Source organism: Sphingomicrobium marinum, assembly GCF_026157105.1.
GTDB classification, from domain to species: domain Bacteria; phylum Pseudomonadota; class Alphaproteobacteria; order Sphingomonadales; family Sphingomonadaceae; genus Sphingomicrobium; species Sphingomicrobium marinum.
In genome coordinates this window covers 1,740,956-1,762,161 of sequence record NZ_JANPVQ010000001.1, presented here as the reverse complement: position 1 = coordinate 1,762,161, position 21,206 = coordinate 1,740,956, and the positions used below count along the sequence as shown (strand labels likewise).

25 protein-coding genes are annotated in these 21,206 nt (G+C 61.9%); 17 read left to right on the top strand and 8 right to left on the bottom strand.

Annotation, left to right across the window (positions count from 1 at the left end):
- Nucleotides 1–45: 45 nt before the first annotated feature.
- On the bottom strand, nt 46–480 hold the full coding sequence (mscL, locus tag NUX07_RS09025; protein ID WP_265530244.1) for a large conductance mechanosensitive channel protein MscL: 435 nt from the start codon (nt 478–480) through the stop codon (nt 46–48).
- 123 nt (nt 481–603) lie between these two features.
- On the opposite strand from mscL, the gene NUX07_RS09020 reads away from it, so the two are divergent.
- The 6 genes from NUX07_RS09020 to NUX07_RS08995 all read left to right on the top strand — a co-directional run bounded on the left by NUX07_RS09020 (nt 604) and on the right by NUX07_RS08995 (nt 6,035).
- The gene (locus NUX07_RS09020) at nt 604–1,197 is read left to right on the top strand and encodes a LemA family protein (protein WP_265530243.1); all 594 of its coding nucleotides are present in this window, start codon (nt 604–606) and stop codon (nt 1,195–1,197) included.
- Entirely contained in the window at nt 1,198–1,749 is a 552-nt protein-coding gene (locus tag NUX07_RS09015) for a TPM domain-containing protein (protein ID WP_265530242.1), read from the top strand.
- Nucleotides 1,746–2,627, top strand: coding sequence for a TPM domain-containing protein (locus NUX07_RS09010; protein WP_265530241.1), 882 nt, complete (start codon nt 1,746–1,748; stop codon nt 2,625–2,627). Before NUX07_RS09015 ends, NUX07_RS09010 begins: the two co-directional genes overlap by 4 nt.
- Nucleotides 2,627–3,298: a TPM domain-containing protein gene (locus NUX07_RS09005; RefSeq protein WP_265530240.1), complete on the top strand. Its 672-nt coding sequence runs from the start codon at nt 2,627–2,629 to the stop codon at nt 3,296–3,298. The genes NUX07_RS09010 and NUX07_RS09005 overlap by 1 nt, the downstream gene beginning before the upstream one ends.
- Nucleotides 3,295–3,786, top strand: coding sequence for an NUDIX hydrolase (locus NUX07_RS09000; protein WP_265530239.1), 492 nt, complete (start codon nt 3,295–3,297; stop codon nt 3,784–3,786). Before NUX07_RS09005 ends, NUX07_RS09000 begins: the two co-directional genes overlap by 4 nt.
- A 65-nt stretch (nt 3,787–3,851) precedes the next feature.
- Nucleotides 3,852–6,035: a M3 family metallopeptidase gene (locus tag NUX07_RS08995; protein ID WP_265530238.1), complete on the top strand. Its 2,184-nt coding sequence runs from the start codon at nt 3,852–3,854 to the stop codon at nt 6,033–6,035.
- Nucleotides 6,036–6,039: 4 nt separating this feature from the next.
- On the opposite strand, the gene NUX07_RS08990 is transcribed toward NUX07_RS08995, so the two are convergent.
- The gene (locus NUX07_RS08990; protein WP_265530237.1) at nt 6,040–7,107 is read right to left on the bottom strand and encodes a phosphotransferase family protein; all 1,068 of its coding nucleotides are present in this window, start codon (nt 7,105–7,107) and stop codon (nt 6,040–6,042) included.
- Nucleotides 7,108–7,162: 55 nt separating this feature from the next.
- Between NUX07_RS08990 and NUX07_RS08985 the strand changes: the two genes are divergently transcribed.
- From NUX07_RS08985 to NUX07_RS08970, 4 genes are read left to right on the top strand one after another with little or no spacing between them, the layout of a single operon-like run.
- Nucleotides 7,163–8,038, top strand: coding sequence for a metallophosphoesterase family protein (locus NUX07_RS08985; protein ID WP_265530236.1), 876 nt, complete (start codon nt 7,163–7,165; stop codon nt 8,036–8,038).
- Between the two features lie 25 nt (nt 8,039–8,063).
- Complete coding sequence (gene nadC, locus NUX07_RS08980; RefSeq protein ID WP_265530235.1) at nt 8,064–8,906, top strand: carboxylating nicotinate-nucleotide diphosphorylase; 843 nt, start codon at nt 8,064–8,066, stop codon at nt 8,904–8,906.
- A gap of 54 nt (nt 8,907–8,960) precedes the next feature.
- Nucleotides 8,961–10,367, top strand: coding sequence for an NAD(P)H-dependent flavin oxidoreductase (locus NUX07_RS08975; RefSeq protein WP_265530234.1), 1,407 nt, complete (start codon nt 8,961–8,963; stop codon nt 10,365–10,367).
- On the top strand, nt 10,367–10,837 hold the full coding sequence (locus tag NUX07_RS08970) for an SH3 domain-containing protein (protein ID WP_265530233.1): 471 nt from the start codon (nt 10,367–10,369) through the stop codon (nt 10,835–10,837). The genes NUX07_RS08975 and NUX07_RS08970 overlap by 1 nt, the downstream gene beginning before the upstream one ends.
- 7 nt (nt 10,838–10,844) lie before the next feature.
- On the opposite strand, the gene NUX07_RS08965 is transcribed toward NUX07_RS08970, so the two are convergent.
- The 4 genes from NUX07_RS08965 to NUX07_RS08950 form a co-directional block, all read right to left on the bottom strand.
- Entirely contained in the window at nt 10,845–11,228 is a 384-nt protein-coding gene (locus NUX07_RS08965) for a hypothetical protein (RefSeq protein WP_265530232.1), read from the bottom strand.
- Between the two features lie 41 nt (nt 11,229–11,269).
- Nucleotides 11,270–11,725, bottom strand: coding sequence for a hypothetical protein (locus NUX07_RS08960; RefSeq protein WP_265530231.1), 456 nt, complete (start codon nt 11,723–11,725; stop codon nt 11,270–11,272).
- Between the two features lie 159 nt (nt 11,726–11,884).
- Nucleotides 11,885–12,298, bottom strand: a complete 414-nt coding sequence (locus NUX07_RS08955; protein ID WP_265530230.1) for a hypothetical protein — start codon at nt 12,296–12,298, stop codon at nt 11,885–11,887.
- A gap of 208 nt (nt 12,299–12,506) precedes the next feature.
- Nucleotides 12,507–13,685 carry a thiolase family protein gene (locus NUX07_RS08950; RefSeq protein ID WP_265530229.1) on the bottom strand — a complete coding sequence of 393 codons (1,179 nt, stop codon included), beginning with the start codon at nt 13,683–13,685 and terminating at the stop codon, nt 12,507–12,509.
- Between the two features lie 172 nt (nt 13,686–13,857).
- Between NUX07_RS08950 and NUX07_RS08945 the strand changes: the two genes are divergently transcribed.
- Nucleotides 13,858–14,283, top strand: a complete 426-nt coding sequence (locus tag NUX07_RS08945; RefSeq protein ID WP_265530228.1) for a c-type cytochrome — start codon at nt 13,858–13,860, stop codon at nt 14,281–14,283.
- Nucleotides 14,284–14,352: 69 nt separating this feature from the next.
- Nucleotides 14,353–15,504 (top strand): acyl-CoA dehydrogenase family protein, encoded by a 1,152-nt coding sequence (locus tag NUX07_RS08940; RefSeq protein ID WP_265530787.1) that lies wholly within the window; start codon nt 14,353–14,355, stop codon nt 15,502–15,504.
- Here the strand turns inward: NUX07_RS08940 and NUX07_RS08935 are convergent.
- Nucleotides 15,501–16,202 carry a DUF2182 domain-containing protein gene (locus tag NUX07_RS08935; RefSeq protein ID WP_265530227.1) on the bottom strand — a complete coding sequence of 234 codons (702 nt, stop codon included), beginning with the start codon at nt 16,200–16,202 and terminating at the stop codon, nt 15,501–15,503. The genes NUX07_RS08940 and NUX07_RS08935 overlap by 4 nt on opposite strands.
- Before the next feature lie 71 nt (nt 16,203–16,273).
- Nucleotides 16,274–16,906, bottom strand: a complete 633-nt coding sequence (locus NUX07_RS08930; RefSeq protein ID WP_265530226.1) for a DUF1326 domain-containing protein — start codon at nt 16,904–16,906, stop codon at nt 16,274–16,276.
- Nucleotides 16,907–17,068: 162 nt separating this feature from the next.
- Between NUX07_RS08930 and NUX07_RS08925 the strand changes: the two genes are divergently transcribed.
- The 5 genes from NUX07_RS08925 (at nt 17,069) to NUX07_RS08905 (ending at nt 21,187) form a co-directional block, all read left to right on the top strand.
- Nucleotides 17,069–17,905 carry a cytochrome c gene (locus tag NUX07_RS08925; RefSeq protein ID WP_265530225.1) on the top strand — a complete coding sequence of 279 codons (837 nt, stop codon included), beginning with the start codon at nt 17,069–17,071 and terminating at the stop codon, nt 17,903–17,905.
- A 57-nt stretch (nt 17,906–17,962) separates the two neighbouring features.
- Complete coding sequence (locus tag NUX07_RS08920) at nt 17,963–18,808, top strand: cytochrome c (RefSeq protein ID WP_265530224.1); 846 nt, start codon at nt 17,963–17,965, stop codon at nt 18,806–18,808.
- Nucleotides 18,809–18,846: 38 nt separating this feature from the next.
- Nucleotides 18,847–20,451: a carboxyl transferase domain-containing protein gene (locus NUX07_RS08915; RefSeq protein WP_265530223.1), complete on the top strand. Its 1,605-nt coding sequence runs from the start codon at nt 18,847–18,849 to the stop codon at nt 20,449–20,451.
- On the top strand, nt 20,448–20,912 hold the full coding sequence (locus tag NUX07_RS08910) for a DUF2569 family protein (protein ID WP_265530222.1): 465 nt from the start codon (nt 20,448–20,450) through the stop codon (nt 20,910–20,912). Before NUX07_RS08915 ends, NUX07_RS08910 begins: the two co-directional genes overlap by 4 nt.
- A gap of 86 nt (nt 20,913–20,998) precedes the next feature.
- Nucleotides 20,999–21,187, top strand: a complete 189-nt coding sequence (locus NUX07_RS08905) for a hypothetical protein (RefSeq protein WP_265530221.1) — start codon at nt 20,999–21,001, stop codon at nt 21,185–21,187.
- Nucleotides 21,188–21,206: the final 19 nt, after the last annotated feature.

Here is a 21,206-nt window from a genome sequence, read left to right as displayed (position 1 = left end):
CGCGGCCATCGCCGGCCGCGCCCACTTCCCATTATTTTTTCGAGATTAGTCTTTCTTGAGAAGGTCGCGGATTTCCTTGAGGAGATCGGTTTCGCTCGGTCCGGCCGGTGCTTCTTCCTCTTCCTTCTTCGCCTTGTCGATGATCTTGTTGGCCTGTCGAACCAGGATGAAGATGATGAAAGCGAGGATCAGGAAGTTGATCACCACGGTGATGAACTGCCCCCAGCCGACAACCGCGGCGCCAGCTTCCTTGAGATCGGTATAGCTGTTGGGGTTGCCCTCGAACCCTTCGGGCAGGTCGCTTAGCAGCGTGAAGTAATTCGAGAAGTCCGCGCCACCGAAGATAGCGCCGACGATCGGCATAATGACATCGTCTGTCAGGCTGGCAGTTATAAGCGCGAACGCGCCGCCGATGATCACCGCGACGGCAAGGTCGATTACGTTGCCCTTGGCGATGAAATCGCGAAATTCTTTAAACATCCCCGTTTTCCCCTCCGATTTTGATACGGATCAGCACCTTATGTCTTTTTGCCGACATTGAAAGGGGGGCGTCGAATACCTACCTAGTGAGGTAACACAGTCAAAAATGGGGAAATTCGAAACATGAGCAAACTTCGTCTGGCCATCCTGGCCCCGATCGCCGCGCTGAGCCTTGCCGGCTGCGGCCTCAACAGTGTGCCCACGGCCGAAGAAGAAGTGAATGCGGCGTTCGGCAACCTTCAGGCCGAATATCAGCGTCGTAACGACCTCATCGGCAATCTTGTCGAGACGGTGCAGGCGGCGGCCGATAGCGAAGAGCAGATCCTGACTCAGATTACCGAAGCGCGCGCGAGTGCCACCTCGGCGCAGCTCAGCCCCGACCAGCTCGACAATCCCGAGGCGGTGCAGGCTTACGCCAACGCGCAGGGCCAGCTGGCGAACGCGCGCAGCCTGCTCGGCACGGTGATCATGGAACGCTATCCCCAGCTCGCCAGCCAGGAGCGGTTTGCCGACCTGATGGTCCAGCTCGAAGGGACCGAGAACTCGATTCTCGTGGCGCGCCGCGACTATAATGACAGCGTGCGGGCCTATAATACCGAGATCCGCACCTTCCCGTCGGCCATCGGCGCCAAGGTCTTCTACGACGCCGAACCCAAGGTGCCGTTCGAAGCTGCCGAAGGCGCAGAAGAAGCGCCGACGGTCGATTTCGACCAGTAAGTGAAGGCGGCGATCCTGCCCCTGGTCGCACTAGTGGCGGCCTGTTCGAGTGAGCCTGCGGTGGTGAATGTTGTTGGCGCGGCCAACGACAATACTTCACCGCAGCGAAGTTTGGTTTATGACGGCGCGGACATGTTGTCGGATGCCGCTGAGGAAAGGTTGCGTAGGCGCATCCTCGATCTTGAAGCGGCGACGGGCGATGAGCTCTTTGTCTGGACTACGCCGAGCCTCGAAGGGCAAACGATCGAGGCGTACAGCCTCAATCTCGGTCGGTCTCTCGGCATCGGAAAGCCCGAGTTAGATAATGGCATCCTCTTCGTGGTCGCCCGCGATGAGCGGCGGTTGCGGATCGAAGTAGGAAGCGGGCTCGAAGGTTTGCTGACGGACGTGGCCGCTGGCCGCATTATCAGGCGTACGATCGAGCCCGCTTTCCGCGACGGTGAATTTGAACGTGGCTTCGAAGAAGGGGCAGATGTGATCGCAGACCTGCTTGAAGAAGATCCGGTCCGGCCGCGATATCGTAGCGAAGTACGGAGGCGCGCGGCGCAATGACCAAGCTAGTCTCTACTCTGCTGTTCCTGCTCGTCACTTTGGCTACACCTGCCATAGCGCAGGATTTGACTTTTCCGGAACGCCCGACGGATACATGGATCGTGGATGAAGGCGAATTTCTTTCGCCACAGGAAGAACTTGCGCTCAACCAGAAGCTGAAAGACAGTTTTGAGGCGACTGAACGGCAGGTTGTCATCGTCACGCTGCAGGACCTGCAGGGCTCGACGATCGAGAATTACGGCTACCAGCTGGGCCGCGAATGGGGCGTCGGCGATGCCGAGCGCGATGACGGCGTCATCCTTTTGGTTGCGCGCGAGGAGCGCCGCATCCGGATCGAGACCGGATATGGCGCGCGCGTCTTTCTGCCCGACATCATTTCCGGCCGGATCATTCGCGGCCAGATCGAACCCGCCTTCAAGGCAGGCGACTTTTATCGCGGCTTCGACGCCGGCACTGACGCGATTCTGGAAAGTCTCGCGCTGACGCCCGAAGAAGCGCAGGCCCGGGCGGAAGAACTGGCATCGCAGCCTGCCGGATCGCGTCCCGAGGCCGCCGAGGTCGCAGGCGGAAGCGCGTTTCTGATTTTCATGATCGTGATGTTCGTGGTGCTGTCGATTGCGCGCCGCGCGGGCGGCAGTCGCTATGATCGCAAGCGGTACCGCGGCAAGGATGGCAAGCGGCGCAAGCGGCGACGGCGTGAAATGGATAGCGGCGACTTGGCGGTGTTCCTGTGGGGCATTGATGCGGCGACCCGGATTGCCACGCGTGGGGGCGGCTTTGGAGGCTTCGGCGGCGGCGGCTTTGGCGGCGGCGGTGGTTTCGGCGGCGGTTTTGGCGGCGGTGGCTTTGGTGGCGGCGGTGCCTCGGGGGGGTGGTGATGCACGATATGACGGCTGAAGATCACAAGCGCGTTTCTGCGGCGATCGCGAAAGCCGAACTGCTGTCGGATGGCGAGATCATCGCCGTCACGACCGACCAGTCGGACAAGTATCACGACGTTGCCTTGCACTTTGCCGTGCTCGCGACATTCCTGTGGCTTGGCGCGGTGTCGATCTGGCCCTCGCTGCTGAGCGAGCCCTACAATTGGATCTTCAAGTCATGGGACGAGCCCTCGATGCAGGGTCAGTTGACATTGCTGCTGGGCATCGCGCTGGCGCTGTTTCTCGGCATGTTGGCACTCATGCGCTACATGCCGCTAAGGTTGGCCTTGACGCCGGGCTCCACGAAGACGCGGCGTGTCAGGCGGCGCGCGATCGACATCTACAAGGCGGGCGCCGAGCGGCGCACGATCGGGCGCACCGGCATCCTGATCTACCTGTCGATGGGGGAGCATCGCGCCGAGATCGTCCATGACGATGCCATCAGCGAAGTCGTCGAGCCCGATACCTGGGCCGAGGCGATGATTGCGCTATTGGGACCCGTCAAGGAAGGCCGCGTCGTCGATGGAATATGCGATTGCATCGAGGAAATCGGCGATGTGCTTGCCGAACATTTCCCCAAGTCATCGGATGACACCAACGAAATCCCCGATAAGCTTATCGAACTATGACGAATGTCTGGCGCGGCAAATATCTCGAAATGCATGACGATGACGGCTGGGAATATGTTTCCCGCGTCGGGGGGATGAGCGCGGTCGCGATCGAGGCGATCATTGACGGCGACATTCTGCTGGTCGAGCAATTTCGCGCGCCGCTCGGAGCGCGATGCCTTGAATTTCCCGCCGGGCTGATCGGCGATGACGACGGCGGCGAAGACGATACGCCGGAGGCCGCCGCGATCCGCGAACTCGAAGAGGAAACCGGCTATCGGGCGGGCCGGATCGAATATGTCGGTCGCTTTTATTCCTCGCCCGGCATGGTGAGCGAGAGCTTCCATCTCGTGCGTGCGCACGACCTTAAAAAAGTCGGTTCAGGTGGCGGCAATGACAGCGAAGACATTGTCGTTCATCGAGTGCCGCTTGGCGAAGTAGAGCGTTTCATCCAGGAAAAACGCGACGCCGGCATCGCGATTGACGTACGGCTGATGCAATTCGCTTGACCTTGCGCGTTCACGGCCGCTGCGCCACAAGCGCGGCGAAAATATTCAAACCGGAGAGACCCTTTATGCTGAAGAAGCTGCTTTTTGCCTCAACTGCCACGCTCGCGCTCGGCGCCTGCGGGACGATCGGCGAGGACAAGGCTATCGCCACCGCCGAAGCATTCGCCGTCGAAGCTGCCGACACGATGGAGGCAGAAGCTGCCGTCAGCAATCCGCTGCTTGCCGAATGGACCGGCCCCTATGAGGGCGTGCCGCAGTGGGATCAGTATGAACTGAGCCAGGTCGATGAGGCGATGCAGGTCGCGATCGACGAATATCTCGCCGAAGTCATGGCCATTGCGACCAATCCCGACACGCCGACCTGGGCGAATACGATTGATCCGCTGGAGCTTTCGGGCGAGACGCTGGGCCGCGTCACGGCAATCACCGGCCTGTGGGCCAACAACCTGTCGAGCCCCGAAGTGCAGGACCTCAACGCCAAGTGGAGCCCGCGCCTGTCGGCCGCGTTTGACCAGGTCACGCTCAACCAGGACCTGTTCGACCGGATCAAGTATCTGCACGATCGTCGTGACAGCCTCGGGCTGACCGACCAGCAGATGCGCGTCCTGACGCGGCGCTACGATGCCTATGTGCGCGGCGGCGCGCTGCTCGACGAAGCGGGCAAGGAGCAGCTTTCGGCCTATAACCAGGAACTGGCGGGCCTGTTCAGCGAGTTTTCCAAGCGCGTGCTGGCCGATGAGAGCACCTATACCGCCGTGCCCGAAGCGCGGATGGAAGGCGTGCCGGCCGACGTGAAGAGCGCGGCGCTGGCATTGGCGCAGGCGAACGAACTGCCCGAGGGCACCTATGCCATCAAGAATACGCGATCGATGGTCGACCCCGTCCTTACCGGCGCGACCGATCGTGCGCTGCGCGAAGAAGTGTGGCGCAAGTTCGTCAACCGCGGCGACAATGGTGATGCCAACGACACCAATGAAATCATCGCGAAGATCGTCAAGATCCGCGCCGAGCGCGCCGACCTGCTCGGCTACGAGAGCCATGCCGACTGGCGCATGCAGGACACGATGGCGGGTAGCCCCGAACGCGCAATGGACCTGATGAACCGCGTCTGGCCGGCCGCCGTCGCGCGCGTCGATGAAGAAGTCGCCGAGATGATGGAGTTCGCTTCGCAAGACGGTCTCAGCGAGATCAAGCCGTGGGATTATCTTTACTATCTCGAGAAGCTGCGCGAAGCGAAGTACGATCTCAGCGCCGACGAGCTGAAGCCCTACTTCGAACTCAACAACATGATCGACGGCATGTTCTGGTCGGCCGAGCAGCTCTATGATCTCAAACTGACCGAAAATACCGGCGCTGTTCCTGTCTATCACCCCGATGTCCGCACCTTCGAAGTAACCAATTCGAAGACCGGCGAAGTGCTGGGCGTGTTCTACTTCGATACCTATGCGCGCGACGGCAAGCGATCGGGTGCGTGGATGAACAGCTTCCGCCTCGAGACCGAGATGGAAGGCGGCGCGCCGGGGCTGTGGACCAACAACAACAATTTCAACAAGCCGGGGCCGGGCGAACCGGTGCTGATCAGCCTTGATGACGCCGCAACGCTGTGGCACGAATTCGGCCACGCCATCCACTACATGCTGGTCGACGTCGACTATCCCTCGTTGCAGGGCGCTCAGCGCGACTTTGTCGAATATCCCAGCCAGGTCAACGAGAACTGGCTGCTATCGAAGCCGATCCTCGAACGCTTCGCGGTGCATTACGAGACCGGCGAACCGATGCCGCAGGAACTTCTCGACAAGATCGAGGCGTCGAGCACCTTCGGTGAAGGCTATGCGACGGTGCAGTATCTCTCGTCGGCGCTGGTCGACATGGCGCTGCACACCGATCCCGATGGCGATGTCGATGTCGATGCGTTCGAGCGCGAGACGCTTGAGCGGTTGAACATGCCCGAGGAAACGGTGATGCGTCACCGCCTGCCGCAGTTCAATCACCTCTTCTCGTCGGACGCCTATTCAGCGGGCTATTACAGCTACCTGTGGTCGGAAACGATGGACGCCGACACGTGGGCCTATTTCGAGAGCACGGGCGACGTCTATGACCGCAGCATTGCCGATGCCTTCCGCATTCACGTGCTGGCGACCGGCAACGCAACCGACCGGGCCGAGGCCTATCGCAAGTTCCGCGGCCGCGACCCCGAGGTCGACGCGCTGCTGAAACGTCGCGGTTTCCCCATCGGGTACGACGAATAAGAAGTTAGAGCCGCGCTGTCTGGGCTTGCTGCCACGCCAGCGCGGCTAACGGTTCGAGCGCCTTCGCGGTTTGCGCCGCGTGGGCGCTCGATGCGTTTCCGCGCACCACGCGGCCCTTGATGCCGTGGATGATGCCCGCCAGCCGGAACAGATTGTAGACGATCAGGTAATCGAGCTGGGGCAGGCCACCGCGCCCGGTGCGCTGGCAATAGCGTGCGACATAATCGTCCTCGCTTGGGATGCCGAGTTCATCGAAATCGAGGCCCTGGATACCGCGAAACACGCCAGCGGGCACGCGGTACATCATCAGGTGATAGGCAAAATCGGCAGCCGGATCGCCAAGCGTCGACAGCTCCCAGTCGAGCACGGCCAGTACCTCGGGCTCGTCCGCGTCGAAGATCATGTTGTCGCAGCGAAAATCGCCGTGGATGAGCCGCACCGGCTCGTCCATGTCAGGCGCGTTATCGTTCAGCCAGTCGACCAGAAGGTCCATATGCTCGTTGCGGCCGGCATCGACGTCGTTGCGATAATTTTCGCTCCAGCGTTCGACTTGCCGCGCAACGAAACTTTCGCCCTTGCCGTAATCGCCAAGGTCGACCCTTGCAGGCTCGTAGCTGTGCAGCTTGGCGATGGTCGTGTTCATCGCGTCGAAATGGGCCGCGCGCTCGGCCTTCTCCATCATCGGGAATTGCGCTTCCCAGATGATCCGGCCGGCCACCATGTCCATGACGAAGAAGGGCGTGCCGATAATTTCTTCGTCCTCACAAAGATAATGCACCTTGGGGACGGGGAAGCCTTGGGCGCCGAGCGCCTTCATCACGCGATATTCCCGCTCGACCGCGTGCGCGCCGGGCAGCAACTTTCCAGGCGGCTTGCGCCGCAGCACGTAGGAGGCCCCCGGCGTATCGATCTTGTAGGTCGGGTTGGACTGGCCGCCCTTGAACTGGCTGACCTCCATCGGGCCGTGATAGCCTTCGACATTGGCACGCATCCAATATTCAAGCGCCGCGGTTTCGAACTTTAGCGCGTCGGCGACCTCACGGGTGCCGCTATTGTCTGCGGTGCGATCCATGCGCCAGCGATAGCGCGGGGGTGAACGAATGTCAGCCTTCGTGCGTTCGGGGGACATGCACACATTCGTACACCTGTCCGACATTCATTTTGGCATCCAGGAAGACCATATCGTCGATGCCTGCGAACAATGGATTGCCGGGACCGACGCCGATCTCGTGCTTGTCGCGGGCGATCTCACCCAATGGGCGACCAAGGAGGAATTCGACCAGGCCGAAGCGTGGCTCGACAAGATCGAAAACCATGGACACAAGGTGCTGTTCGTTCCCGGCAACCACGACGTCCCAGCGGTCAACCTTTTCGAGCGGTTCGTGAAACCGCACGGGCGCTGGGACAGGCATATCGGCGAAGAGCATCGTAACTGGTGGCACGAGGAGCCCGGGCTGGCGATCCTGGGGCTCAATTCCGCGCGCGGTCTGGTGGTGAAGAACGGCAAGATTTCCGACGATCAAATCGAGATGATGCGCGAAAAATTTGCGAGTGCAGCGGATGATGCGCTGCGAATCCTGATGTGCCATCATCCGCTGTGGGAGCTCCCGCGCGGCGGGGAACCGGGCGATGCGATCCAGAACCAGATGGCCGTGGTCAACGCGACCGACGATGTCGGCATCGACCTAGTGCTCACGGGGCATAATCATACCAGCAGCGTGCATCGCACGCTCGACCTGCCGCATGGTGACGGCAGCGCGCTGGCAATCCAGGCGGGTACCGCTTTTTCGAGACGGCTACGAACCGAGCCGCCGAGCTTCAACATCATCAATGCGCATCGCACCGACTGCCATATCCGCGTGATCGGCTGGGACGGCGACAACTTCGTCGAGCGCCGCCAGCACCGCTATGTGCGCGAACACGACGAGGCGCATTGGCAGCCGACCGAAGCAAGCGCGGCGAGCGTCGTCGCGCAGCTTGCCCGCGAGGCCGAGAGCGATTAGCGCCGATGGTCGAAAAGGGGATCGCATGATCGAAAATTTCGACCTCGAAGACTATGTCCGCCGCGTCCTTGCCGAAGATCTCGGGGAGGGCGGCGATGTCACCAGCAATCATACGATCGCAGCTGTTGCGAAGTTTTCCGCCGTCATGGATACGCGCGAGGATATCGTCATTGCGGGTATCGGGGTCGCAGCGGCATTTTTCGAGGCGCTCGATCCCGGAGTTAGGATCGAGAAACTGGTAGCCGATGGTGACCAGGCACCGGCGGGCACCGATCTGATGCGACTAACAGGAAATGCGCGCGCGATGCTGGCGGCCGAGCGATCTGCGCTCAACACGCTGCAGGTCCTGTGCGGCATCGCGACGATGGCGCGGCGCTATGCCGACGCGATCGAGGGCACGGGCGCAAAAGTCCTCGACACGCGCAAGACGATCCCGGGGCTTCGCGCGCTGTCAAAATATGCAAGCCAGGTGGGCGGCGCCACCAACCACCGCATGCGCATGGATGACGGGCTGCTCATCAAGGACAATCATATCGCGGTGAACGGCGGCGATGTGGCGAAGACGGTCGCAGCCGCCAAGGCCGGCGATCACGGCCTGCAAGTGCAGGTCGAAGTCGACCGCATCGATCAGATCGAGACGGCGCTGGCGGCAGGTGCGGACCGTCTGCTGCTCGACAACATGCCGCCTCCGGTATTGCGCGAAGCGGTTGCGCTCGTTGCCGGCCGCGTGCCCTTGGAAGCGTCGGGCGGGATCGACCTCGACACCATTCGCGCGGTTGCCGAGACGGGGGTCGATTATATCTCGACCAGCCGCATCACCATGGGCAGCGAGGCTGTGGATATCGGGCTCGATTACGCGCTGCAGTAGTGATTGCCCCTAGGGCATAGGCGGCCTATAGCGTCGCCAACACAGGAGAGTATTTTGTTCAAGGGTTTGAAGCCCATCCAGTATAACGGCAAGGAAGTCTGGCCGTTGATCGAGGGTGGCAAGGGCGTTTCGGCGACCAATCACGCATCGTCGGGCGCTTGGGCCGCTGCCGGGGGTATCGGTACGGTCAGCGCGGTCAATGCCGACAGCTATGATCCGGACGGTAGGATCATCCCGCAAGTCTATGAAGAGATGACGCGGCGCGGGCGCCACGAAGAGCTGATCCAGTACGCCATCGACGGCGCCAGCGCACAGGTGGAGCGCGCCTATGAAATCGCTTCGGGCAAGGGCGCGATCAACATCAACGTCTTGTGGGAAATGGGCGGCGCGCAGCGCGTGCTGCACGGTGTCCTCGAACGCTGCAAAGGGCTGATCGACGGCGTCACCTGCGGTGCCGGCATGCCCTACAAGCTATCGGAAATCGCGGCAGAGTACGGGGTCAAATATCTACCCATCGTATCCTCGGGCCGCGCTTTTCGCGCGTTGTGGAAGCGGGCTTATTCGAAGTTCGAAGAAGGCCTGGCCGCGGTCGTTTATGAAGACCCTTGGCTGGCGGGCGGGCATAACGGTTTGTCCAATGCCGAAGACCCCAAAAAGCCGCAGGATCCGTATCCGCGCGTCGCCGAATTGAGAAAGATGATGCGCGCCGAAGGTGTGTCGGAAGACGTGCCGATCATCATGGCGGGCGGCGTGTGGCGCCTCGACGAATGGAACGACTGGATCGACAACGAGGAACTGGGCGCCATCGCGTTCCAGTTCGGTACGCGGCCGCTTCTCACGCAGGAAAGCCCGATCCCGCCCGAATGGAAGGCGCGGCTGATGACGCTGGAGGAAGGCGATATCCTCCTGCATAAGTTCAGCCCCACCGGATTTTATTCGTCCGCGGTGCGCAATCCGTTCCTGCGCAACCTCGAAGCGCGCAGCGAGCGCCAGATCGCGTTCACCAAGGAAGAGGTGGGCGAGCACAAGTTCACGCTCGACGTTGGCGTCAAGGGAAGAAAGCAGTTCTGGGTCACCAAGGGCGATCTCAACCATGCGCGCGAATGGCATGGCGCCGGTTTCACCGAGGCGATGAAGACGCCCGAGGACACGCTGATTTTCGTCACGCCCGAGGAGATGAAGGAAATCCGCAAGGACCAGGCCGATTGCATGGGTTGCCTGTCGCAGTGCAGCTTTTCGAGCTGGGCGGACAACGAGAAGAACACCACCGGGCGACTGGCCGATCCGCGTTCTTTCTGCATCCAGAAGACGTTGCAGGATATCGCGCATGGCGGACCGGTGGATGAAAATCTCATGTTCGCGGGCCACTCCGCGTTCCGCTTCAAGTCCGATCCCTTCTACTCGAACGGTTTCGTGCCAACGGTGAAGCAGCTCGTCGACAGGATTCTGACCGGGGCATGATGCGCTGGGCGCCCCTACTTCTGATGCTGGCGGCGCCGGCAGCGGCTCAAGAGGCCGAAGACGTCGAATATTGGGCGTCGATCAGTTCGGGCGAAGCGCTGATGCGCACGGGGCCGGGTAAAACCTATCCCGCGACCTGGAAATATCAGCGCCGCGACCTGCCGGTGAAGATTACGCAGCGCTACGATAATTGGCGCAAGATCACCGATCCCGATGGTGAAACCGGCTGGATGGCGGTTGCGCTGCTTTCAGAACGGCGCACCGGGATGATCCGGGGCGACGAGGTCGTTCCGCTCTACGTGACGCCCGATTTCGACGCTCCGATCCGTTACCGCGCCGAGCCGGGGGTGGTCGGCAAGCTGGACGAGTGCAACGGCACCTTCTGCCTTATGGTCATGGATGACAGCCGCGACGGCTGGGTCGCGCAGGACGTGCTGTGGGGCGTCGATCCGGGCGAAAAGTTCGAATAGATTTTCGTCAGCCGGCTGGTCGGATCGTGGCGGTGGTGCCGTCGTCTCCGACCACTTCGTAGCTGCCGTCGGGACGCGGATCGCCCTCGCTGAAACAGGTCGTAGCGAAGTCGCCATCGGGCACGAAGCAGATGCGCGTGGCGGATTCGCGCCGGATCTGACCGGTCACCACGGTGCCGTCGGCGTAATGCGACGCGTAGCGGCCATCGGGCTCGATGTCGGTGGTCCCCATGACTTCGCCTTCGACCACGACTTCATAGCTCCCGGCGCGCGTAGGACCGCTAGCCTGCTCGCCCTCGAGCGTGACGACGTCCTCGTCGCCATCGATCGTTCCATCCGAACATGCGGCGAGCAGCGCGGCTGAGGCGAGAAGCAGGAAGGCAGTCTTCATGCGTCCCTTATGCTGTCGCCGCGCTGCGATGACCAGTGCAATCAGCTTGCAGGAATGAAGGCAATCGGCTGGTAAACGACGCGCGTAAATCGGGCGGTTTCGCCATCGTCATTTTCGGTTTCCCACGTCTCGCCGATGTCGAGCTGGTGGAATTTCTTCGCGAGGAAGCAGCCGGGCTCGTCATCGAGCAGTTCGCTGTCGAAGCAAAGCCGATCCTCTTTGACCTTCCAGCGACCTTGGTCGAGGAGTTCGCCCGCGCCTGCGGTGCGATAGGTGCCGGCGGCGTCGAGATTGGTGGTCACGATGGTGGCTTCGGCGGACTGCCATTCCCACGCCGTGTCGGCAAAGCGCGGGTCGGCGTCCTTCGCCTCGCCGGCAAGGTCGGTCTCGCTTTCAGGAATTGCGGTTTCGTCGAGCGCTTCCACGCTCGGTTCTGCCTCGCCGCAAGCGGCCAATGCCAGCGCGGCGGCGGCAGGAGCAATGATAAGCTGTTTCATATCGAGTCCCTCAAGTTCGTTTGAGGGAATAACAATCACCCGCAGTCTCGCGTTCAAATGCTATCCCGCAGCGGGACGATACATGGTTAATGCCCGACGAAAAAAAAGGGCGGCGCACTATGTGGCCGCCCTTCTCGACTGGTTCTGGGAACGTGGCGCTTAGCCGTCTTTACGCACGACGGTTACCGTGCCCCGTTCGCCGGTTGCGGTCCAGGTGCCGTCTTCGCCGATTGTGCTTGCGCTGCACACCGGGCCTTCTTCATCGGCCGCATTGTCAAAGCAGGCGGTCATCTCGTCCTGCATGGCCATCGTGCCGGTTTCCACGGTGCCATCTGCATAGGTGGAGGTATACGAACCATCCGCAGCGATAACCGTGGTCCACGCATCGCCCTCTTCGGGCGTCACTTCGTAGGTGCCGGCGACCGGCCCACCATCTGGTGCCAGCGCGGCTTCCTCCATGGCGGTGTCATCCATCGCAGTATCTTCGACCGCTTCTTCACCGGCATCCGCGCTGTCGTTGGCCGAGCAGGCGGCGAGCGTCGCGGCTCCTGCCAAAAGGATCAATTTCTTCATGTCGTGCTTCTCCCCCTCTGTTTAGAGAAAGAGCCACCTAGCACAATATAATCGGTTAGGCGACTATGGTTCGCGCGGTTCAAATCGAGGACCCGCGCGTTTAGGTTTCACCGGCCAGAACCGAGCGATGTCCATGCTCTTGAAAGGTCACGGAAAAGCCCTCCCCGATGGTTCGGAGAGGGCTAGTTTTAACCTTGGATGTCCAGCGTCAGGCGAGTTCGAGCGCGATCGCGGTGGCTTCGCCGCCACCGATGCAGAGCGAGGCGACACCCTTCTTGAGCCCGCGCTTCTTGAGCGCATTGAGCAGGGTGACGATGATGCGCGTGCCGCTGGCGCCGATCGGGTGGCCGAGCGCCGTGCCGCCGCCATTCACGTTGATCTTGTCGTGCGGAATGCCGATGTCCTTCATCGCGAACATTGCGACGCAGGCAAAGGCTTCATTGACTTCCCACAGGTCGACGTCGGCAACGTCCCAGCCGGCTTTATCCAGAACCTTTTCGATCGCGCCGATGGGCGCCACGGTGAAGTCTTTGGGTTCGCGCGCATGCGCGGCGGTGGCGATGATGTGCGCGACCGGCGTTTTGCCCGCGGCTTCGGCGGCGGCTTTCGAGGTCACGACGACCGCGGCCGCGCCGTCCGAAATGGACGAACTGGTCGCAGCGGTGATGGTGCCGTCCTTGGCGAATGCCGGGCGCAGCGTCGGGATCTTGTCCGGGTTGCCGCGGCCGGGCGCTTCGTCGGTATCGACGACGACGTCGCCCTTGCGCGTGGTGATCGTCACGGGAACGACCTCGTCGGCGAAATCACCTTCGCTGATCGCGCGCTGGGCGCGGGCGAGGCTTTCGATCGAGTAGGCGTCCATGTCTTCGCGGGTCAGCTGGTAGTCGTTGGCCGTATCCTGCGCGAACGTGCCCATCGCGCGGCCTTGATCGTAAGCATCCTCGAGCCCGTCGAGGAACATATGGTCATAGGCGGTGTCGTGGCCGATGCGCGCACCCGAGCGGTGCTTCTTGAGCAGGTAGGGGGCGTTGGTCATGCTTTCCATGCCGCCCGCGACGATAGTGGTCGCATTGCCCGCCTTGATCGCCTCGTCGGCCTGGATGACCGTCTGCATGCCCGAGCCGCAGACCTTGTTGACCGTGGTGGCCTGGACCGATTTGGGCAGGCCGGCTTTCAGCGCCGCCTGGCGAGCGGGCGCCTGGCCGAGACCGGCGGGCAGCACGCAGCCCATGTAGATGCGGTCAATGTCGGCGCCGTCGACACCGGCGCGCTCGACAGCGGCCTTCACCGCGGTAGCACCCAGGTCGGTAGCGCTGGCATCCGCAAGCGCGCCCTGCATCGATCCCATCGGTGTACGGGCATAGGAAAGAATAACGGTGTCGGTCATTGGTCGGGCTCCGGTATTTTGGATTTGCTTCGTGCGCTACGTAGGGTCCGCGACGTCCAAAATCGAGTCCTGAGTGTTTGATTAAGGCTATTCGGATAACACCGGCCGCGTCCCATCTTGCGTCGCCGCCATCGGTAGGAGTAGCGTTCGGTAGAAATCGGGAGATACGGATATGCGCAAGATTGCAACGGCGGTGCTGGCAGCGGGACTTTGCACCATGGGCCTGTCGATGGCGTTCGCGCATCCCGATGTGGCCGAACATGAAAGCAAGAACGTGCTGCCTGCGGACATGGACCGGGGCGCGCGCACCGAACTGATGAAGCATTTCGCGCAGTCGCTGGGCGTGCGTTGTTCCTATTGCCATGTGGGCGAGGAGGGCGCGCCCCTGTCGACCTACGACTTTGAAAGCGATGCCAAGCCCGCCAAGGATCGCGCCCGCCAGATGTTGTTGCTCACCCATGCGCTCAACCAGGATGAGAAGCTGCCCGGCGAAGAACGCGCCAGCCTGACCGACATGAGCGAAAACAGGGTGACCTGCTACACCTGCCATCGCGGCGAACTGCGCCCTGCGACCATGGTGCCGCCGCCGGAAGGCTAATCCTCTTGTCGCCCGAGCGCAGCCAATGCTAGGCGCGGCGCGAACAGGAGATAACACCCCATGAACGACATGCCCGGCCTCGACTTCCAGCTCGGGGAAATGGCGGACGAAATCCGCGACCTCACGCGCCGCTTCTCGATGGACAAGATCGAACCGATCGCGGAGGAAATCGACCGCGAAGACCGCTTCCCGATCGAGCTATGGCCGCAAATGGGCGAACTGGGCTTGCACGGCATTACCGTCCCAGAAGACGATGGCGGGCTGGGGCTCGGCTATCTGGAACATTGCGTGGCGCAGGAAGAAATCGCGCGCGCCTCCGCCTCGGTAGGCTTGAGCTATGGAGCGCACACCAACCTGTGCATCAACCAGATCGCCAAGTGGGGCAATCCCGACCAGAAGGCCAAATATCTTCCTGGCCTGATTTCGGGCGAGCATGTCGGCGCGCTGGCGATGAGCGAAGCGGGCGCAGGCTCGGACGTCGTCGGCATGAAGATGAAAGCCGATAAGGTCGATGGCGGCTATCGCCTCAACGGCACCAAGTTCTGGATCACCAACGGCGCTTATGCCGAAACGCTGGTCGTCTATGCCAAGACGGGCGAAGGCTCGCGCGGCATCACCACCTTCCTCATCGAGAAGGACGATGAAGGTTTTTCGATCGGCCAGAAGATCGACAAGGTCGGAATGCGCGGCTCGCCGACATCGGAACTGGTTTTCAACGACTGTTTCGTGCCCGAGGAACGCGTGATGGGGCCGGTCAATGGCGGCGTCGCGGTGCTGATGAGCGGGCTCGACTATGAGCGCACGGTGCTCTCGGCGATTCAGCTGGGTATCATGCAGGCCTGTCTTGACGTGGTCCTTCCCTATGTGCGCGAGCGCAAGCAGTTCGACACGCCGATCGGCAACTTCCAGCTGATGCAGGCGAAGATCGCCGACATGTATGTCGCGCTCAATTCGGCGCGTGCCTATGTCTATACGGTCGCCAAGAATTGCGATGCCGGCAAGACGACGCGCTTCGATGCGGCAGGCGCGATCCTGCTGGCGAGCGAAAGCGCCTTCAAGGTCGCGGGCGAGGCGGTGCAGGCGCTGGGCGGCGCGGGCTATACCAAGGACTGGCCGGTCGAACGCTATATGCGCGATGCCAAGCTGCTCGACATCGGCGCTGGTACCAACGAAATCCGCCGCATGCTGATCGGCCGCGAGCTGGTGGGCGCCGGCGGCTAGACCAGCAGCGTCGCCGCGCCCCATGCGATAAGGACGACGCCCAGTACACGGGCGACCGCGGTGCCGCGCGGCAGCAGCTTCTCAGCGGCGACGAGCAGCGTGAGGATAGCGATCCAGACGATGTTCATGACCCCGCCCACAAACAGAATGGCCATCAGCGCCCAGCAGCATCCCGCACAATAGCTGCCGTGCAGCAGGCCGAGGCGCAGTGCGCCCGTCGCTCCTGGTCGTTGGTGACGGGCGATGAACATTGCCGGATTGCGACATTTGGACAGACATCGGTCCTTCAGGGGGCTGAGTTGGTATAGGCCTGCGCCCACAAGCAGGACTGCCGAAAATGCGCGGCTGGCCGAGCTCATCGCCATGCCTGTGACCAGCATCCCGTCTTGCAGGAGGAGCTGCACGCCTGCCGCGATCGCGGCGAAAATTCCCCACACCAGCAAGTAGCCGAGGAGAAACGGGCCAGTGCTGGGGCTGGCAATCCCTCCATGCCGTGCAGCGCGACCATAAAGGAGAATCGTCGGCGCTGCGGAAGGGATCATCATCGCGACCATCATCACCCACCACATTGCAAAGAGCATGGCGAAGCTGGCGGGCATGGCCATCGTGTCGGCAGCGATGTGCGGGAACAAGGCCAGCTCGGTCATCAGCGCCATATCCATGCCGGCGCCGCTGATCAGCCAAGCCCAGGCCAGCATGGCAAGGACTGCAAGAGCAGCAATCGATGCGAGGCGGTGATGTCTTAGGCCGGCCTCGATCGCTTCGGGCTTCAATTGTAGATCACACCCTGGCTATCGAGATTGAGATGGCAGAATTGGCCATAGCTGTCGGAAAGCTCGATCGGCACCGGGCCGTTGCCAGTGGTGCTACCCCAGCCAATTTCCGCATACTCATATTCGAACCCGGCAGGGATATGGATGCGCGAGCGAACTTCTTCGCCGCTTGCCGGACTGATGATCGGCCGGCCGTTGGTCTCGAAATGACCCGGGACCGCAAGGTGACCCTTGCGACCTTCGACGTCGATCTCGAAATCGAGCGGGAGGAATTGCGGCTCATGCATGTTTTCGACCGTCGAAGCGAACACGGCAAAATGCGTTGCCATGGCATCCGTATCCTGCCCCGTCATGATGCGCAGGAGGGCCTCTCGTTGTTCGGGAGAGGCGCTCTCGTCGACGAAGGCGATCGCTTCGCCGCCGCCTTTATGGATGGCACCCGGCCATTTGAAGATGGCACCGGCCTTGCACCCCGCGAGGTCGACGTCGCCGTGCCTGCCCTCATCGATGATGAAACCGACGGCAGCCTCGCACTTTCCCTTGTCTGGAAACCCGCCGAACTGGCAGTTGCAACCAACCTCGCAATTGCAATTGGCAAACTGACGCGCTTTGATCTTCCAATAAGTCATGCCGTCCTCCTGATGCCGCACATCAACCGCTTGCCACGGCGCTGCGAGCGAGTCGCTTGATAGCATAGATTAAGGTTTTTGAGCAGTGCTGAGCTTTGACGAGGCTCAATGCGCACCATTGGAAAGTTGCTATGCTCGTTGTTCCATGAGGGGAGGATGCCCATGCGCCCATTTTCTTGCTTGACCCTTGCCGGCCTGCTGGCTGGCTGCACGATGCCCGTCGAAGAACCGGTTGCCCTCGAGACCGCGCCCGCCGCGATGCCGGCAAGCTTTGTCGGCGCTGAAGCCGCCACAAGCGATGCCAAGCGCGACCATGGCAAGCGGCTCAGCGTCGTCCTCGGCTGCAATAGTTGCCACGGCGCGGACTATCGCGGCGGCAACTATAGCGATGATCCCGACGGCGGTTTCATTTTCGCGTCCAACCTTACGCGGCGGATGGCGGATCTTAGCGACGACCAGCTTGTCAGATTGATGCGCGAAGGCGTGCATCCGCGGCGCGATGCGCTGTGGTACATGCCTGCCAAGACGCTGCAGCGATTGAGCGCGCCCGATATGGACGCGCTGATCGCCTTTCTGCGAACGCTCGAGCCCGCCGGGCGCGACTGGCCGTTACCGCGCGGGGGCGAGGCGACCGAAGCGTTGCTCGATTACGGCATCATCGATCAGTCGCCGGCGTTGGTCGAAGAATATCGGCGTAAGCTGCCCCCCGATCGCGGCGATGCGATGGCGTTGGGGCGCTATGTGGCCGCGGTCACCTGTTCGGAGTGTCACGGCGCGGGGCTGCAAGGCTCATCGAGTGCGCCGCCGCTAACAGAGGTTGCCGCCATGGGGCGCGAGCGGCTGGCCATGCTGCTGCGCACCGGGACGCGCGATGATGGCATGAGCCACGGCGTGATGAAGTTCGTGGCGGTGCGCAATCTGTCATCGCTGAAGGACGCGGAGCGGGATGCGCTGCTCGACTATCTGATGACGCTGGGGCCGCCGGAGATAGCCGAATAGGCTGGCGACTCACATTAACCTGTGTTAATCCGCTGCACTTCGTAGGGGAGATGCAGGATGCGAACGATTGTCGTTCTGCTGGCAGGTGCCAGCCTGTTTGCGTGTTCCGATGAAGTCCCGGAAGGCAGCGACGCCGACGCCGGCCAAGCAGCCACTCCTGTCCTGGCGTTCGAAGGAGCGACGGCCACCGAGGCCGGCGCGCGCATCGCGCACGGGGAGAGGCTCAGTCACATTCTCGGGTGCAAGGGGTGTCATCGCGCCAATCTCGAAGGCGGGAACATGGGCGATTTCGAGCCGCCGCTGGACGGGGTCTATGCCTCGAACCTGACGACCGAACTGCCCAAGATGGACGATGCGCAGCTGCGTCTGCTGCTGCGAAAAGGCGTTCATCCCACGCGCGGTGAAATGTGGATGATGCCATCGGGTGTCATCAATCGCCTTAGCGAACCCGATATGGACGCGCTGATCGCCTATCTTCGCACTGTGCCCCAATCGGGTGAACCGACCCCGCCCACCGAAATCAGGCCGGCAGCACAAGCGATGGTAGATGCGGGCGCGCTGACGACAAGCAGCGAGCAGGTGAAACAGTTCAACGCCGCGCCGATGGACGATCTGGGCGAAGCGCGTGAATGGGGGCGCTACCTGACAGCGACGACATGCGCCGAATGTCACGGACCCGCACTCGAAGGGTCGCCCGATTTCGCGCCCAATCTCGACATTGCCGGTGCCTATTCGAACGCGGAACTGCGGCGTCTTCTGACTGAAGGCGTCGGCAAGGATGGGCGCGATCTGGGGCTAATGAGCCTCGTCGGGGTCGAGCATTTCTCGTACCTGACCGACCGCGAGCGCGATGCCATCATTGCCTACGTCAAGGAACGCGCCGAGCGGAATGTCGCGCAATAGCTTTGCAAGTCGAAGCCGGTTCGCTAGGCCGCTAGGCCATGAGTGCACCGACGCTGACCAGCAAGATCGACATGGACGGGCCCGAAGCGAAGGCCCGCGCCAAGCATAACCGCGAACTCGCGCAGAAACTACGCGATGATGTCGCCGCGGCCGCCAAAGGCGGTTCCGAACGGTCGCGCGAACGCCATCTGTCACGCGGCAAGCTGCTGCCGCGCGACCGCGTCGAGCGCTTGCTCGATCCGGGCTCACCCTTTCTCGAAATCGGGCAGCTTGCGGCGTGCGACATGTACGGGGGCGAAGTCCCTGGTGCGGGAATGATCGCGGGCATCGGCCGCGTGTCGGGCCGGCAGGCGATGATCGTGTGCAACGATGCCACCGTGAAGGGCGGCACCTACTACCCGATGACGGTGAAGAAGCATCTGCGCGCGCAGGAGATCGCCGAGCAGAATCGCCTGCCATGCATTTACCTCGTCGATTCGGGCGGCGCGAACCTGCCGCACCAGGCCGAGGTGTTCCCCGACCGCGATCATTTCGGGCGGATTTTCTTCAACCAGGCCAATTTGTCGGCCAAAGGCATCGCGCAGGTCGCCTGTGTGATGGGCAGTTGCACCGCGGGCGGCGCCTATGTCCCCGCGATGAGCGACGAAAGCGTCATCGTGAAAGAGCAGGGGACGATCTTCCTCGCCGGGCCGCCGCTGGTAAAGGCCGCGACAGGCGAGGAGATTTCGGCCGAGGACCTTGGCGGCGGCGCGCTGCACGCCAAGAAATCGGGCGTGGTCGATCATCTCGCCGAAAATGACGAGCATGCGCTGACCATCGTGCGCGACATCTTGTCGACCGTGCCGATGGGCGCGGACAATGCCGACATCAACTATGCCGAGCCGCGGCCGCCCAAGCTCGATCCCGAGGAGCTCTACTCGATCATCCCTGAAGATGTGCGCGCGCCTTATGACGTGCACGAGGTGATCGCGCGGATCGTCGATGGCAGCGAATTCAACGAGTTCAAGGCGCTCTACGGGCCGAGCCTAGTGTGCGGCTTTGCGCATATCCACGGCATCCCGGTCGCGATCCTTGCCAATAACGGCGTGCTGTTTTCCGAAAGCGCGCGCAAGGGCGCGCACTTCATCGAGCTCGCCGCGCACCGCAAGATTCCGCTGCTGTTCCTCCAGAATATCTCGGGCTTCATGGTGGGGGGCAAGTACGAAGCCGAAGGGATCGCCAAGCATGGCGCCAAGCTGGTGACGGCGGTGGCGACCGCGCAGGTGCCAAAGATCACGGTGCTGATCGGGGGCAGCTTTGGTGCGGGCAATTATGGGATGGCGGGGCGGGCCTATTCGCCCAATTTCCTGTTCACCTGGCCCAATTCGCGCATTTCGGTGATGGGCGGAGAGCAGGCGGCGAGCGTGCTGGCGACCGTCCACCGCGACGCCGACAAATGGTCGCCCGAAGAGGCCGAAGAATTCAAGGCGCCGATCCGCCAGAAATACGAAGACGAGGGCAACCCCTGGCACGCAACTGCGCGGTTGTGGGACGACGGAATCATCGACCCTGCGCAGACCCGCGACGTGCTGGGACTGGCCTTCGCGGCGTGCCTCAACGCGCCGGTGCCCGACCAGCCGAAATTCGGTGTGTTCCGGATGTGATTAAAGCTGCAAACAGTGGCAAGTCGCGCGGTGGTGTTCGCGGCTGGCTCCTTGTACTCACGATCTGGCTGGGCATTGTTTTGCCTGTCTTCAAAATCGGCTTTCTTGGATATGTGATGCACAAAATGAGCATCGTGTATCCGGAGGATGCACAGATGATGGCTGACACTGGTTGGTCTGCGATCATGTGGGCAAACGTAATTGCCGAGGCCATTGCCTATGTGCTCGCCGGATTTTTACTCTGGAAATCTAGAAATCCTAAAGTGGTCGTTTTCACTATCGTTGTGCTTTGGCTAGCCGGCCCACTTTCGGCCTCGATCGTCTCCCTGTTCATGCCAAGTGAACTTGCCTGGCAACCGCTGACGCGAGCGACGCTATTCGCCGCAGGCTGGACCGCCTACCTACTGAGATCCGAACGGGTCCAAAAAGTTTATGGTTTCAGACTGGGTGTGAGCAAATAGATGCAGCAACCCCAATACCGCCACTCCACCAACAAAAATACCGCCACTCCACCAACAAAGGTTGCGCTTTCGTCGGCATCGTCGGGTTGTTCGGGCTGCCAACACTCATCCTCGCATGGCTCGCTTTCCAAGCGCATGACGGGCGGGCGTGCGAGGGCGCGCGCAGCGCCTCCTGCTGGCCGACCGAGGAATATTTCGCAGCCTATGCAGGACTGGCGAGTATCTTCCTCCTCTTCAGCGTCACGCTTTTAACCCTTCTGGCGCGCAAGCGCTGACCCCCTAGACCCGCGCTCG

Excerpts from the sequence above, each read along its gene's own strand:
- nadC (WP_265530235.1), top strand. The coding sequence starts at position 8,064 with ATGATCGAAAATTTCGACCTCGAAGACTATGTCCGCCGCGTCCTTGCC.
- NUX07_RS09000 (WP_265530239.1), top strand. The coding sequence starts at position 3,295 with ATGACGAATGTCTGGCGCGGCAAATATCTCGAAATGCATGACGATGAC.
- NUX07_RS08925 (WP_265530225.1), top strand. The coding sequence starts at position 17,069 with ATGCGCCCATTTTCTTGCTTGACCCTTGCCGGCCTGCTGGCTGGCTGC.
- NUX07_RS08990 (WP_265530237.1), bottom strand. The coding sequence starts at position 7,107 with ATGGATCGCACCGCAGACAATAGCGGCACCCGTGAGGTCGCCGACGCG.
- NUX07_RS08965 (WP_265530232.1), bottom strand. The coding sequence starts at position 11,228 with ATGAAGACTGCCTTCCTGCTTCTCGCCTCAGCCGCGCTGCTCGCCGCA.
- NUX07_RS08960 (WP_265530231.1), bottom strand. The coding sequence starts at position 11,725 with ATGAAACAGCTTATCATTGCTCCTGCCGCCGCCGCGCTGGCATTGGCC.
- NUX07_RS08935 (WP_265530227.1), bottom strand. The coding sequence starts at position 16,202 with ATGCTGGCCTGGGCTTGGCTGATCAGCGGCGCCGGCATGGATATGGCG.
- NUX07_RS09010 (WP_265530241.1), top strand. The coding sequence starts at position 1,746 with ATGACCAAGCTAGTCTCTACTCTGCTGTTCCTGCTCGTCACTTTGGCT.
- NUX07_RS08950 (WP_265530229.1), bottom strand. The coding sequence starts at position 13,685 with ATGACCGACACCGTTATTCTTTCCTATGCCCGTACACCGATGGGATCG.
- NUX07_RS08970 (WP_265530233.1), top strand. The coding sequence starts at position 10,367 with ATGCGCTGGGCGCCCCTACTTCTGATGCTGGCGGCGCCGGCAGCGGCT.
- NUX07_RS08955 (WP_265530230.1), bottom strand. The coding sequence starts at position 12,298 with ATGAAGAAATTGATCCTTTTGGCAGGAGCCGCGACGCTCGCCGCCTGC.
- NUX07_RS08930 (WP_265530226.1), bottom strand. The coding sequence starts at position 16,906 with ATGACTTATTGGAAGATCAAAGCGCGTCAGTTTGCCAATTGCAATTGC.
- NUX07_RS08940 (WP_265530787.1), top strand. The coding sequence starts at position 14,353 with ATGCCCGGCCTCGACTTCCAGCTCGGGGAAATGGCGGACGAAATCCGC.
- NUX07_RS08995 (WP_265530238.1), top strand. The coding sequence starts at position 3,852 with ATGCTGAAGAAGCTGCTTTTTGCCTCAACTGCCACGCTCGCGCTCGGC.
- NUX07_RS08915 (WP_265530223.1), top strand. The coding sequence starts at position 18,847 with ATGAGTGCACCGACGCTGACCAGCAAGATCGACATGGACGGGCCCGAA.
- NUX07_RS08985 (WP_265530236.1), top strand. The coding sequence starts at position 7,163 with ATGCACACATTCGTACACCTGTCCGACATTCATTTTGGCATCCAGGAA.
- NUX07_RS08920 (WP_265530224.1), top strand. The coding sequence starts at position 17,963 with ATGCGAACGATTGTCGTTCTGCTGGCAGGTGCCAGCCTGTTTGCGTGT.
- NUX07_RS09005 (WP_265530240.1), top strand. The coding sequence starts at position 2,627 with ATGCACGATATGACGGCTGAAGATCACAAGCGCGTTTCTGCGGCGATC.
- mscL (WP_265530244.1), bottom strand. The coding sequence starts at position 480 with ATGTTTAAAGAATTTCGCGATTTCATCGCCAAGGGCAACGTAATCGAC.
- NUX07_RS08945 (WP_265530228.1), top strand. The coding sequence starts at position 13,858 with ATGCGCAAGATTGCAACGGCGGTGCTGGCAGCGGGACTTTGCACCATG.
- NUX07_RS09020 (WP_265530243.1), top strand. The coding sequence starts at position 604 with ATGAGCAAACTTCGTCTGGCCATCCTGGCCCCGATCGCCGCGCTGAGC.